Below are 13791 nucleotides of genomic sequence, written 5' to 3' on the forward strand. Positions count from 1 at the left end.
ATTATTTCTTCAGTCTAACTTAGTTTGTGGTTCAATTACCTGAAAATAGCTGTAAGTTTCGTAGTCTGACTAAAGGCAATTCCCTACTCAAATAGAAGAGACTATTATTGATTGACAGTAGCGGAAGTTTATTACTTTGCCGACTGTTATTAGATAGGGTTATGTTATAACTAGTCCTCAACTACGGTTATCTGGAATTACCGCATAAGCATCAATTTCAAATAACATACCGTCAAGTGCAAGTCTAGGAACGGGAATCAGAGTGTTTGCCGGTGGTTTATTCCCCCATAAATTTATAATTTCACGTCCTAACGGGATCAATTTATTTTGGTTGTGATCCACTATAAGAACAGTAATTTTTGCGACATCTTGTGGTTGTGCCCCAACGGCTGCTAAGGCATAACGGAGGTTTTTAAAAGCCTGTATTAACTGCTTTTCAAATTCATTGGAGACAAGATTCCCTTGTAAATCGGAACCAAATTGACCAGAAATATAGACGGTTCTCGCCCTTGATGGTGTCACAGCTATATGGCTATAGCCATTTTGGGTTGGATTATATAATGTTGGTGGGTTCACCAATTTCAACTCTTTGTTGTCTTTAGCGCTTACTTCCGTTTGTGTTCCCACCATCAAAGCGGTAGTTATTCCACTACCTCCAAGCCACAAAAGTGCATTTCGTCGCGAGAAGTTTGCTACTAGCGAATTTACAGCACTGGTAATACGTTTAGTCATTAAAGCTCCTTAAATGTGAGTTCTCTATTTTTGCTCATACTTAGTTCTATTATCTATCCAATTATGCTAAAAAGCACTACTAATGAAATATAATGCCGTGCAATCACGTAATTAATAGCTCCTAATGGCTTTCAGGTCGTTTAGCTTTCGATATGGATGCAGTTAATACTTATACCAAATCAGGTTATTAACCCCCAAAAAGTGTATTAGGCGATCGCAGCGCGTGTTATTTTTCGTAAACAGGTTGTGTCGGTTAGTAGACTTCTTGGCATTTGTCGGCAAAAGGGGGAAAGGGACTCATATCATGTCCGCTTAAAGACTTATCATTAAGACGGCAGGGGAGCAGTTCTTGCTGGGGGCAGGGGGAAAGAGGGTTTCCTGGTTTTTGCACAGATGCGGGAATTATAACTAATTAGGCGGACATGATATCATGTTTTAAATCCCTTACTATGAGTCCCTTTCCCCTTTCTCACAGACCTCACAAGCGCATTTTTAGGTTGGCAGACTACTAGCGGTAATCTGCGCAAGTTTCTTTTGCAGCCCTCAATACTGGAGTTGAGACTAAATTCTTTTTTTAAGGCTACAACCTGTGTGTGGTAAGCATTTTAGACTTCGGAATTATATCAAGCCTAGAAATTATCAAAGCTTGTCTGGATAAGGGTTTAGCGATTTGATGGGTAAAATTAGTCTAAACTCCAGTCAATATTATGTCTGCTTGATTACTTATTAAACTATTGAAATTTTATATAAGGATATCTAAGTTTCCCGGCTTAGATATCCACTAGCAACATAACCTAAATTTAATAGATTGTTAGCTCTATTCTAACTACTATTTTTTGTTTTTAAATGGTTCTTGGGATAGTTATAAATTCATCCTTAAGTTGGATGTCAAAGTTAGATATATATTTTATTTTCATACACTTGGCAAATTTAATTAAGATTTTTGTTGTATAATATAATGCTAATAGTTATTAGATAAATTTTCTGATTTTTACCTGAAGCTTTTATATTGGAACTAACTTCTCAAGCTGATTAGCGATCGCAACCATAAATATCAGCTATGTGTAGGTGCGTTAACACAGTGTAACGCACCCTAATTTTTAAGAGAAGTTAGTAATATTAGACTTTTCTAAACTTGCTACTAATCTCACTCCAAATTCTTCTTCAAACACTCCTTTTTTATAATCTAAGCTCCAAAGTTCTAAAGCACAATCATCATCTGATTGAGATGGAAAAATTAGCAGATTGACCTGCTTCAGTTGTGGATAATACTCACATTGCACTTGAGCAACTGCACCAATTTGTCGTCTATCTAATGCCACTGCCAATCTTAAAATCGCACTTAATTGACTAACAATTTGTCGTTGTTGTTTGGTCAGCAAATTTTGGTAGTTTTCATGTTTTTTCTTGGGCGGCGATTTGCGATGATAACGCGCTAAATTGGCAATAATTTCAATCTCGGTTTCTGTATAACCGAGTAATTCACCATTGCGAATTAAATAGTAAGAGTGCTTGTGGTGAGACGAATGGCTGATATAATGACCGCAATTGTGTAATATTGCAGCTGCCCACAGCATTTGTCGTTCATCAGTTCCCCAATGATGTAGAGTACCTTGAGTTTGGTCAAATAAACTCTCGGCAAATTTTGCCACGCGATCGCTGTATTCTAAATTGATATGGTATTTATCTGCGAGTTTGAGGATATTCCGTTCCCGAATTGAACTTTGATAGCGCAGCTTATCTTCAATTAAACCGTGGGTTAACATCCAGTCTACAATTACGCCTTCCCTCAGAGAACGCTCACAAACTGTTACCGATTCACTACCCAAAAGGGTCATTGCTTCTTGTAATATGACTGCACCAGCGAGGATAACTTCAGGGCGCTTCTCTGGCATACCAGGAATTTCAGCCCTTTCGGAATTACTCAGTTTGCGCAAGCGATTTACCAACTCTTGCAAGTCTTTAAAACTAAATTGGTAGCCATTGAGAGTGGAAGGAATAACACCCGACTTTTCCCGTGCATGAATCATCGCCAGGGTTTCAATTGTGCCCGCCGTACCCACCAAACGCGGAGATTCCCCAGACTCTAGGTTTGCTAAGATTTCTTCTACAGGACGTTCCAACATTCCGCGTGCATAAGCTTGCAGATACTGGAACTCAGTGGTGCTGATGGGGTCAGTAGTGATTAACTCGCTAGTGAGTCGTACTGCACCAACTTTAGTACTGGTGAGAATCCGGGCTTGATGACTATCGCCTAAAATCAATTCTGTGGAACCACCGCCAATATCAATGATGGTGTGGGGCTGGTTGTTAAATTCCATCCCCGATAGCACACCAAGATAAATTCGCCGCGCTTCTTCTTGACCAGAAATCAAGTTAACGCTTAAACCCAACTCCGTTTCTATTGTGTGCAAAAAATCTTTACCATTGGGCGCTTCTCGCACAGCACTAGTTGCCACAGCGATGATTGTTTCAGCGTTGATAGTTTTGGCAACTTCTTGAAAGCGTCCTAAAGCAGCGATCGCCTTTTCAATTATCTCTGGCTTGAGTTCTCCAGTGGTAAGATTGCGATCGCCAAGCCTTACGGTTTCCTTTTCTCTAGCAATAATGCTGAAAGCTGGTAGTGTAGGGTCAATCTTGACTACTACCATGTGTAGAGAATTTGTTCCCAGGTCAATGGCAGCAATAATCCGATGTTGCTTAGATGGTTGAGTTGGAATACTCTCCCAGCTAGAAACTAAATTCAGCATCTAGTTTTCTCTCTTTATTAAGAAATGATGTCAAACGGTGATACGTCGGGGTAGCTAGCACTGATATTTATGACAACACACTTGCTCAGACTGAGTGCTGTTAGCGGTAGCAGGGCGTTGAGCCAGTGCTGAATATTGAGTAAATTAAAAAATACTCAGCATTCCCAACTCAGATCGATCGAGGGTAACTGAGCTATGTATATTCACCCTACTATTTATAACCGCAGTGACTATTTAAAGATATTTAAAGTTGCCACTTTGGGTTATGTTTTTACAAATAACAAATAACGTTATTCTATAGATGTAAAGAAGTGTGAATTCATCTCTCTAAAGTTATTTGTTGATTTCTATGTTAACGACACCAGAACGCCCCCAGTCACCAATTTGGCTTGTAATTATCCGGCTTTTACGCTGGCATAAACCAGAAGGGCGGTTAATTTTAATGATTCCTGCCCTTTGGGCTGTGTTTTTGGCAGCTTCAGGAAAACCGCCTTTACCTCTGGTTGGTGTGATTATATTGGGTACTCTGGCCACGAGTGCAACTGGGTGTGTTGTCAACGATTTGTGGGATCGGAATATCGATCCAGAAGTGGAGAGAACACGCGATCGCCCCCTTGCTTCTCGCGCCTTATCTGTGAAAGTTGGAATTATAGTTGCGATCGTCTCTTTAGCGTGTGCAGCAGTCTTGGCCTTTTATCTTAACCCCTTGAGTTTCTGGTTATGCGTGGCAGCAGTGCCTGTAATTTTGCTTTATCCAGGTGCAAAGCGGGTGTTTCCCGTACCGCAACTGGTGCTTTCCATCGCTTGGGGTTTTGGGGTCTTGATTAGCTGGAGTGCAGTAACGCAAAATCTTTCTCAACCAACTTGGTTACTTTGGGGCGCGACAGTACTGTGGACATTGGGATTTGATACAGTTTACGCCATGAGCGATAAAGAAGACGATCGCCGCATTGGTGTTAAATCCAGTGCCCTATTTTTTGGTAATTATGCCCCTCTAGCCATTGGAATTTTCTTTGCTGGCACAATCTTGTTGTTGTCTTGGTTAGGCCTAGTTATACATCTGCACTTAGCCTTCTGGATTAGCCTTGCAATTGCTACTATCGGATGGGTTTGGCAGTCTCTGCGATTAAGAAAGGAAAACTTACCTAATTCTGCTTATGGTGAAATGTTCCGGCAAAACGTGTGGATTGGTTTTATTTTACTTGCTGGAATGATTGCTGGATCTTTTTAAGAATTCAGGAGGCAAGAGGCAGAAGGCAGGAGGAACCCACGTTTTAAAACATGGGATTGAAGCAAGGACGCTTTGTATCTAGTGGCACTTTTCTTCGATACAATTCCTTTTTTAAACTGGGCAATAACCCAGAACTAAAGTTTTTATTAATACTTATTTCCTTCTGCCTCCTGCCCTCTGCCTCCTGCCTTATTTGTAATTTTTCTGTTGAAATAGTAGATTACCACTAATGCAGGTCAATAATTATGAATAACACCCGTCTGCCAAATATTCACCCTGGGGAAATCCTACAACTAGAATTTTTAGAACCACTAAATATTACCCCTTATCGATTAAGCAAAGATATAGGTGTAGCTCAGACACGAATTAGTGAAATTTTATCTCGAAAACGCAGTATTACAGCAGATACAGCGTTGCGTTTATCTCGCTATTTTGGTAGCAGCGCTCAGTTTTGGTTGAATTTACAAACGCAATATGATATACGTCAAGCTCTTGAAGAAAATGCAGAAGTTTACAATCAAATACCTAAACTTCCGTTTAATGATGTAGCCTGAGTTTGTCAAGCAAAATTTTAAATCTTCTAGGGTGCGTCATTTGAGGGAGAATAGAAAATTTTATGGTTATAAAACTTGTATTTTGCTTGGATTTTTAAAATTATACACTAGAAAATATAAGTTACATTATAGCCCCCTCCTCGCTTGCAACGAGTGCGTTGGAGGTGGGATTCTTACTGATTATGCGTTGAAAATTTCCCATGCTATTTGATGCGTTTAAAAATCGTAAATCTCCTAAAATCGAATTCAGCAAAACTAAGCCAAGCTGGCGCGTAGCGTGGGGAAAAGTTGATCCAAATTATGAAGATATAGCTTGGCGAGATGAAAAAATTTCTGTAATTTTACCACGCACAACTTCGGAATTGCCGACAGAGAAATTAGCAATCAGTTATAGAGGACGATTTGTTGCTGTTGGTGATGTTTGGTTAACTAACCGAGTGCAATTGCTGCAAAAGTTAGGAATTGAACCGGATAGCTTTCAAGCAAGTTCTCTGCAACTGGTAGCCAATCTTTGGGAACGATGGGGTAATGAAAGTCTTAGCCAACTTGTGGGGATGTTTGCGTTGGTGGTTTGGGATAGAGATAAACAGGTGTTGAGATTGGTTCGCGATCGCATCGGTGTGCGTACTCTCTATTACACTACTACTGGTTCAGTTCGTTGGATTGCGCCTCAACTGAGAACTTTAGCACCTCATCGTTCATCCGATTTAGATTTGGTGGCATTGCGAGATTATCTTTGTTGTGCTTTTGTTCCTGGCGAACGAACCCTTTGGGAACAGGTGCGAGAACTCCGACCTGGAACTGTTTTAGAATTTCCCAACTACAAAGTTACAGCTTATTGGCAGCTTCAAGAACAGATTATAGCAAGCGATCGACCCTTAGCATGGCATGGCGATCGCTTGCGAGAACTTCTAGAGCAAGTTGTTCAAGAATATTTACCACCAGCAAATGAACCCGTTGGCGTTTTTCTTTCTGGTGGTTTGGACTCTAGCAGTATCACTGCTTTAGTCGCAAAATTCCACAAAGCACCAGTCCACACCTTCTCGATTCATTTTGGTTCAGAATGTCCCAATGAGTTAGAATTTTCCAGTCTCGTTGCATCCCATTGTCAGACGCAGCACCACATTTTAGAAATTACTTTTAAGGATATGTGGTCACGCCTGCCGGAAACAATGGCTTATTTAGATGACCCCATTGGCGACCCATTAACTGTTCCCAACTTGTTGCTGGGACGACTGGCGAGAGAAAGCGTAGAAGTAGTTTTAAATGGTGAAGGTGGCGACCCTTGTTTTGGCGGGCCAAAAAATCAGCCGATGCTAATTAATAGTTTATATGGCTCCGTCACCAATCAAGATGCATTGCAAGCTTATTTAATTTCCTTTCAAAAGTGTGCTGTTGACTTACCGCAACTTTTAAAACCAGAAGTTTGGACAGCAGTACAAACAGCACCTTGGGTTTTTGCAGAAGATTTATATTCTCAAGCTAGCTATCTGAATCGGTTGATGGCAATGAATATTAAATTTAAAGGTGCTGACCAAATTTTGACGAAAGTCAGTAACTTGACTCAAGCTGCTCTTTTGCAAGGTCGTTCTCCTCTGTTTGACCAACGAGTAGTAGAGTTAAGCATGGAGATACCTCCAGAGTATAAGCTTTCTGGAGTAGAAGAAAAAGCAGTTTTAAAGCAAGCAATTACCTACAGTACATCTTTGGCGATCGCAGATATCTTACCAGACACAATTATTCATCGTCCCAAAAGTGGGATGATGGTACCAGTGCAGTTAGGATTTCGGAAATATTGGCAGCAAGAAGCCAGAGATTTATTGCTCAATCGAAATGCAGCTATCACTCCTTACTTAAACCAGATGCCAATTCGTAATTGGTTAAACTATCAAGGAGATACTTGGAGCCGATATGGAGTAAAGCTGTGGTTGCTTGCTAGTTTAGAAATTTGGTTACAAGTAAATCAAAAAGCGCACTAGTGAAAGCAACAAAAAGATACGTCATAACTCAATAGAGTTATGCCTTCGCTATCAGTGCTGGGTAATAAGTGAAAAAAAATACTCAACACTGATGGAAATTTGACATCTTAGAGCTGATTCGTAAAGAAAAGCTTAAGAAACCATTCGCCTGATCATCAGACGAATCAATGAACCATAAATCATTGCTTCACTTAACTCCGTATACAACTCATAATCCTTACTTAATCGTCGAAATCGATTGAGCCAGCCGAATGTGCGTTCTACAATCCATCGTTTCGGCAATCGCTCAAAGGTTTTCGAGTTTCTTTGAATTACCTCGACTCGAACCTGTTGTCCACAAATTTGTCTAACGGCTTGAGCAAAGTTATCACCCGAATAACCTTGATCTACCCAAACAACTTCTAATTTAGACAATTCTTCAATAGCTTCGTCCAGGACGATGACAGCCCCTAAACGTTCTGAGGCATTAGCTTCGGTCACTAAAACACCGATCAATAAACCTTGAGAATCTACAACAATATGCCGCTTACGCCCTTTAACCTTTTTACCACCATCAAAACCGTAGACCTCCCCTTTTTTTCCGTGGTCTTCACGGATTGGGAATCTGCGATCGCCACGGTAGAATGTTCATCTCGCCCTAAATCTTGTCGCAGCTGATGACGTATTTGGTCGTGAAGAAGCTGCCAGATGCCTTTGCGCTGCCATTTTTGAAAATATCCATACACTGTTGTGTACGGTGGCAGGTCATGAGGTAACATCTCCCACTGACATCCGGTTCTTTGCACGTAGAAAATGGCATTAAGAATTTCTCGTAAATCTACTTCTACAGGATGCCCAAATCCTTTAGGTTTTGGTAGAAGCGGCCCAAGGATTAACCATTCGGCATCGCTTAAATCACTTGGATAAGGTTTGCGCTTTTGGTTTTCAATCGCTGGTAGACGGCTCATGGACAACAACATTAGTGTTATTGACTTAGCCTATGGTCTAAATCAACCGAGGCTCTGTTCTCTTTATATTTTCTTTACGAATCAGCTCTTAACTCATCCCCTGGCTTTTCATAAAAAGCTGTAGGGAAATCGAAGTCATTAGACTTCTTGCAAAAGTCGGGGTAAAAGGGTAAAAAAACTCAAAATCCTTTCCCATTAACTTTTTCCCTTTTCCCTAAGAGTGCAAAAATATATTTTTGCAAGAGGTCTATTAGTACCAATGACAAATGACCAAAGACAAACGACTCTTGTTATATGAATATTTCCTGACTTATGTCAGCATTTTTTGTTTTAAAAGCCACTGAAAAAACGCATTTTCAAGTGATTGCCGATTTTCTTTTAATTTATTTTTGATTATTTACTGAGCTAATCTCCGTTTGCGGTGTACTCTCAATATACGGTAACTACCAATACTTCTCGGTTAAGGGGAAAAAAGAAAGGGGAAAGGGGAAAGAAAAAACCTTTAATCCAAACCCAGTAACCTTTTGCCAAAGCCCGATTCCAAATTAAAAATGTACAAAGCGAGAAGTATTGCGGTAACTAACACACTCAACCTTTGAGATCGATTACACCCAGAGGTGAATACCATGAACAATTATGCTCAACAACAGGAATTTATTTTAAGTCAAATCACAAATAAATATTTTCAGCGCCGAGATTTCAGTGGATGTGACTTGAGGGGAATCGACCTGAAAGGAATTGATTTAAGTGGTATTAATTTAATTGGAGCTGATTTGCGTGATGCAAATTTGTCTGGCTGTGTTCTGACTCGTGCTAATTTAAGTGGTGCAAATTTGATCCAAGCTAGCTTACGCGAAGCTAATTTGTATGAAGCATCTTTATGTGAAGCCAATTTGACTAATGCTGATTTAACACGAGCAAATTTGTGCGGAACATTCTTATGGCGAGTAAAATTCATAGGTAGTAATCTTTGGGGTGCTTCTTTATGTGATGTAGATTTGAGAGAAGCAGACTTAAGTGAAGCCAAATTAATTGAAGCATCGCTGATTGAAGCTAACTTAAGTTTTGCAAATCTCACACGAGCCAAGCTATGTGGAGCAAAATTACTAGAAGCTAATTTGACTGAGGCTAACTTAACTAGTGCAGACTTGACATGGGCAAATTTAACTAAAGCAAACTTGAGCAATGCAAACCTTTGGAAGACAAATTTGATTTATGCGAAGTTGCGAGATACTATTATGCCTGATGGTACAATTGAGCAACCTCAGATAGTTATTTCTTAGCTAGAAGTAGCTCTGCCAAAGTGAAATAATCTTGTGATTTCCTTTCATGCTCTGTATGGGGCTTTCCTTTTAGCTGTAACCACAATTTTTTCTATATACTACCCTTGGGGCGATCGCACTTTCTATTAACCAACTGCGATCGCTTGGGTGAGTAAATAAAAGTTTAAGATTGCAGTACCCCTTGTTTCTACTTTTCTTAACTCAATTTTCAGATAATTAGGGCGATACTTTGCCATCGAAGCCGCATCTAAGATTGTTTCAAAGTTATCTAAAACTAATAGACATTGGTAAGTACGCAGATAATGGATCAGCAAATCGATGTCGGGTGTAGTTTCTTGCTGATTGCATAAAAATGATCCTAATTCAGTTAAAAGGCTGTTTCCCGGCGGAGTGTACTGTAGCGATCGCCAAATCACATACTCAAACCGATCTTGAATTGATATTGCTAGTTTAGTGGCTAAAGTCGTTTTCCCAACGCAGCCTATACCGAAGATTGTAAGCAAGCGACAGCCATCTTGTAAAATTTATAACTTTAGCTGCGTTAGTTCTTGTGAGCATCCATAACTAGTAATTCAGGATATTTCAGCCCCTCTCCGCGTCGGAGAGGGGTTGGGGAGAGGTTCATCTCACGTTAATTCAGTTAAAACTTGGTCAAAACTTGAGGTGCGGTACTTTATTTGCGTAACACACCCTATTTTCGCTGTATGTTTCTTAGATACATCGAATTGCTCTTGTAAACTTATTGAGAATTAACTATGGAACCTATTTCTCTGATTATTGCTGCTTTAGGTGCTGGTGCGATCGCTGCTGCTAAAGATACCGCCACAACAGCCGTGAAAGATGCCTATCAGGGTTTAAAAGGTTTGATTAAAAAGAAGTTTGAAGGCGATGTTCTAGGACAAGCGATGGTAGATGCCAAACCCGAAGAAATTAAGCAAGCTGAAGATTTATTAAAAGACAAAATTACCAAAGCTGGTGCCGATCAAGATGCAGCAATTATTCAAGCGGCTCAAGAGTTACTTAATCAAGTCAAAGAACAGCCCGGTGGACAGCAGATTATTACCCAAAATATCAGTAATGTCAAATATGCCGCTACTTCTGGTTCTGGTAATGCAAGTATTAGTGGCATCAATGAACAAGGCACATCGAAGGAGGACTGAGACTGTAACCAATACTACTCGGTTAAGCATTTTGAACCCAAAGTTTGGTTTTGGGAAAGGGTTAAAGGGTAAGGGTTAAAGGTTTTTAATTTCCCTTTCCCCCTTCCCCTTTCCCCCTTAACCGACAAGTATTGAGACTGTAACTTAATTAATCAGGGTAGATGTTATGTCTAAGCAAGGCGAGATCCAACAAAGTGTTACAGAGAGTGAATACGCTGCCACTTCAGCGACTGGTAATGCAACTATCACTATTACCAATTACTACTATCGAGAAGAAGCAAAATTAGTCACTTCTGATTCTACCGACGCTGCTGATGAATCTCTTCCTTGCCCTTATCGCGGTTTGTTTCATTTTGGCCCCGATGATGCAGAGTTTTTTTTTGGACGCGAGGTATTTGTAGAAAAACTGTTCGCGGCCACTCAAAGCCGAAAGTTTATACCTGTGTTGGGTGCGTCGGGAAGTGGTAAATCTTCGGTGGTTTTGGCGGGATTGGTGCCGAAGTTACAAAAACAAGGTTATTGGAAGTTTACTCACTTCCGTCCTGGTTCAGAACCATTCCAAGCTCTGGCTGAGTCGCTGGTTCCCCTTTACGAGCCTAATCAAAATGCTACTGAGCAAATGCTTCAAGCTCGTAAGTTAGCTGAATACTTTGCCAATGGTTCTGTTCCTCTGCAAGATGTTTTCTCCAAAATTAAACGGAATTATCCCAATCATCGGGTATTGTTGATTGCCGACCAATTTGAAGAACTTTATACTTTGTGTGCGGATCAGAAAGTTCGCCGTGGTTTCCTAGATACCTTATTAGCTTGCTTTCAATCTGACCCTGACAATAATACTGTGCTGGTTGGAACCATGCGGGCGGATTTCTTGGGGAATCTCCTCTCCTATCGTCCACTTGCAGATGTGTTGCAAAATGCTGACATCAAGCTGGCACCGATGAATCGTGATGAACTTTCACAGGTGATTGAAAAGCCTGCTGGAAAGTTGGGGATAACATTTCAAGATGGACTGGTGGAACGCATTTTGGATGATCTCGAAGATGAACCGGGGAATTTACCTCTTTTGGAGTTTGCGTTAACTGAGTTGTGGAAGCGGCGAACAGGTAAACAGTTAACTCATGCAGCTTATGAGGAAATTGGTGAGGTAAAAGGTGCCTTGGCTCGTCATGCAGATGAGAATTATGGTAAGTTGAGTGCCACTGAAAAAGAAAAGGTGCGGCGAATTTTTATTCAGTTGGTGCATCCGGGGGAAGGAACGGAGGATACGCGACGACTAGCGACGAAAGCTGAATTGGGTGAAGCCAGCTGGGAATTGGTGAAACAGTTGGCGGATAATCGATTAGTAGTCACTAGTCAAAATTCTGCTAACCAAGAGACAGTAGAAGTTGTCCATGAAGCGTTAATCCGTAATTGGGGTGAACTTCGACAATGGATGAATGCAGACCGTAGCTTTCGGGCCTGGCAAGACCGTTTGCGCTCCGCAATGTATCAATGGAAACAGACGGAACGAGATGAAGGGGCATTGTTGCGGGGTGCAGCGTTGGTGGAGGGGGAAGAAAAGCTAAAACAACGGCGAGAGGATATTGGCGCAGAGGAGCAAAAGTTTATTCAAGCTAGTGTGGAATTGAGGGATAAGGAACAAAAGCAACGGGAACACAGAAGACGACTGACTTTTTCTGGACTGGCAGGGGGTTTGGTGTTAGCTTTGGGTTTATCTGGACTAGCGGGTATAGGCTGGGGGAATGCCGAAATCAGTCAAATTAATGCCTTAGCCCAAAGTTCCGATGGGTTTTTGGGTTTAGATGGGCGAAAAGCTGTTGAATCAAGCGTCAAAGCTGCTGTCAAAATGCGAGGTAAATTCTGGGTTGATGCGGATACCCGTACCCAGGTAGAACTGGCATTATTAAATACAGTTCACAATGTTGCCGCACCCAACACCTTGGGAGGACACGCAAACTCGGTTAATGGCATCAGCTTCAGTCCCGATGGCAAGATGCTAGCTTCTGCCAGTGCTGACAAGACGGTGAAACTGTGGGATACCAGCACAGGCAAAGAAATCAAAACCCTTACTGGGCATACAAACTCGGTTTGGGGCATCAGCTTCAGTCCCGATGGCAAGATGCTAGCTTCTGCCAGTGCTGACAACACGGTGAAACTGTGGAATACCAGCACAGGTAAAGAAATCAAAACCCTTACTGGGCATACAAACTGGGTTAATGGCATCAGCTTCAGTCCCGATGGCAAGATGCTAGCTTCTGCTAGTTACGACAACACGGTGAAACTGTGGGATACCAGCACAGGCAAAGAAATCAAAACCCTTACTGGGCATACAAACTCGGTTTATGGCATCAGCTTCAGTCCCGATGGCAAGATGCTAGCTTCTGCCAGTGGTGACAACACGGTGAAACTGTGGGATACCACCACTGCCAAAGAAATCAAAACCCTTACTGGGCATACAAACTCGGTTTGGGGCATCAGCTTCAGTCCCGATGGCAAGATGCTAGCTTCTGCCAGTGCTGACAACACGGTGAAACTGTGGGATACCACCACTGCCAAAGAAATCAAAACCCTTACTGGGCATACAAACTTGGTTAATGGCATCAGCTTCAGTCCCGATGGCAAGATGCTAGCTTCTGCTAGTTACGACAACACGGTGAAACTGTGGAATACCAGCACAGGCAAAGAAATCAAAACCCTTACTGGGCATACAAACTCGGTTAATGGCATCAGCTTCAGTCCCGATGGCAAGATGCTAGCTTCTGCCAGTGGTGACAAGACGGTGAAACTGTGGAATACCAGCACAGGTAAAGAAATCAAAACCCTTACTGGGCATACAAACTGGGTTAATGGCATCAGCTTCAGTCCCGATGGCAAGATGCTAGCTTCTGCCAGTGGTGACAAGACGGTGAAACTGTGGAATACCAGCACAGGTAAAGAAATCAAAACCCTTACTGGGCATACAAACTGGGTTAATGGCATCAGCTTCAGTCCCGATGGCAAGATGCTAGCTTCTGCCAGTGGTGACAACACGGTGAAACTGTGGGATACCACCACTGCCAAAGAAATCAAAACCCTTACTGGGCATACAAACTCGGTTAATGGCATCAGCTTCAGTCCCGATGGCAAGATGCTAGCTTCTGCCAGTGCTGACAAGA

At 41.6% G+C, this 13791-nt stretch carries 9 protein-coding genes and 1 pseudogene; 6 read left to right on the top strand and 4 right to left on the bottom strand.

The window, feature by feature from the left end; all coding sequences use genetic code 11:
* Window positions 1–177 precede the first annotated feature (177 nt).
* Together RM049_RS38030 and RM049_RS38035 are read right to left on the bottom strand one after the other, a co-directional pair.
* The gene (locus tag RM049_RS38030) at window positions 178–732 is read right to left on the bottom strand and encodes a RidA family protein (RefSeq protein WP_322672407.1); all 555 of its coding nucleotides are present in this window, start codon (window positions 730–732) and stop codon (window positions 178–180) included.
* 1100 nt (window positions 733–1832) lie between these two features.
* Complete coding sequence (locus tag RM049_RS38035; protein ID WP_322707933.1) at window positions 1833–3482, bottom strand: Ppx/GppA phosphatase family protein; 1650 nt, start codon at window positions 3480–3482, stop codon at window positions 1833–1835.
* Between the two features lie 349 nt (window positions 3483–3831).
* Here RM049_RS38035 and RM049_RS38040 point away from each other — a divergent pair, with 349 nt between their 5' ends.
* The 3 genes from RM049_RS38040 to RM049_RS38050 all read left to right on the top strand — a co-directional run bounded on the left by RM049_RS38040 (window position 3832) and on the right by RM049_RS38050 (window position 7246).
* Window positions 3832–4713: a 4-hydroxybenzoate solanesyltransferase gene (locus RM049_RS38040; RefSeq protein WP_322707934.1), complete on the top strand. Its 882-nt coding sequence runs from the start codon at window positions 3832–3834 to the stop codon at window positions 4711–4713.
* A gap of 245 nt (window positions 4714–4958) precedes the next feature.
* Window positions 4959–5267, top strand: a complete 309-nt coding sequence (locus tag RM049_RS38045; RefSeq protein WP_322707935.1) for a HigA family addiction module antitoxin — start codon at window positions 4959–4961, stop codon at window positions 5265–5267.
* Between the two features lie 200 nt (window positions 5268–5467).
* Complete coding sequence (locus RM049_RS38050; RefSeq protein ID WP_322707936.1) at window positions 5468–7246, top strand: asparagine synthetase B family protein; 1779 nt, start codon at window positions 5468–5470, stop codon at window positions 7244–7246.
* A 132-nt stretch (window positions 7247–7378) separates the two neighbouring features.
* Here the strand turns inward: RM049_RS38050 and RM049_RS38055 are convergent.
* A pseudogene (locus tag RM049_RS38055) lies at window positions 7379–8205 on the bottom strand (IS5 family transposase).
* Between the two features lie 614 nt (window positions 8206–8819).
* Here RM049_RS38055 and RM049_RS38060 point away from each other — a divergent pair.
* Window positions 8820–9476 (top strand): pentapeptide repeat-containing protein, encoded by a 657-nt coding sequence (locus RM049_RS38060; protein ID WP_322707938.1) that lies wholly within the window; start codon window positions 8820–8822, stop codon window positions 9474–9476.
* A 125-nt stretch (window positions 9477–9601) separates the two neighbouring features.
* Here the strand turns inward: RM049_RS38060 and RM049_RS38065 are convergent, their stop codons facing one another.
* Entirely contained in the window at window positions 9602–9979 is a 378-nt protein-coding gene (locus RM049_RS38065; protein ID WP_322707939.1) for an NB-ARC domain-containing protein, read from the bottom strand.
* Window positions 9980–10231: 252 nt separating this feature from the next.
* Between RM049_RS38065 and RM049_RS38070 the strand changes: the two genes are divergently transcribed.
* On the top strand, window positions 10232–10636 hold the full coding sequence (locus tag RM049_RS38070; protein ID WP_322707940.1) for a hypothetical protein: 405 nt from the start codon (window positions 10232–10234) through the stop codon (window positions 10634–10636).
* A gap of 166 nt (window positions 10637–10802) precedes the next feature.
* On the top strand, window positions 10803–13791 hold a 2989-nt coding region (locus RM049_RS38075; protein ID WP_322707941.1), incomplete at its 3' end, for a WD40 repeat domain-containing protein.

Source organism: Nostoc sp. DedQUE04 (assembly GCF_034530995.1).
Classification (GTDB): domain Bacteria; phylum Cyanobacteriota; class Cyanobacteriia; order Cyanobacteriales; family Nostocaceae; genus Nostoc.

Excerpts from the sequence above, each read along its gene's own strand:
- RM049_RS38030 (WP_322672407.1), bottom strand. The coding sequence starts at position 732 with ATGACTAAACGTATTACCAGTGCTGTAAATTCGCTAGTAGCAAACTTC.
- RM049_RS38035 (WP_322707933.1), bottom strand. The coding sequence starts at position 3,482 with ATGCTGAATTTAGTTTCTAGCTGGGAGAGTATTCCAACTCAACCATCT.
- RM049_RS38040 (WP_322707934.1), top strand. The coding sequence starts at position 3,832 with ATGTTAACGACACCAGAACGCCCCCAGTCACCAATTTGGCTTGTAATT.
- RM049_RS38045 (WP_322707935.1), top strand. The coding sequence starts at position 4,959 with ATGAATAACACCCGTCTGCCAAATATTCACCCTGGGGAAATCCTACAA.
- RM049_RS38050 (WP_322707936.1), top strand. The coding sequence starts at position 5,468 with ATGCTATTTGATGCGTTTAAAAATCGTAAATCTCCTAAAATCGAATTC.
- RM049_RS38060 (WP_322707938.1), top strand. The coding sequence starts at position 8,820 with ATGAACAATTATGCTCAACAACAGGAATTTATTTTAAGTCAAATCACA.
- RM049_RS38070 (WP_322707940.1), top strand. The coding sequence starts at position 10,232 with ATGGAACCTATTTCTCTGATTATTGCTGCTTTAGGTGCTGGTGCGATC.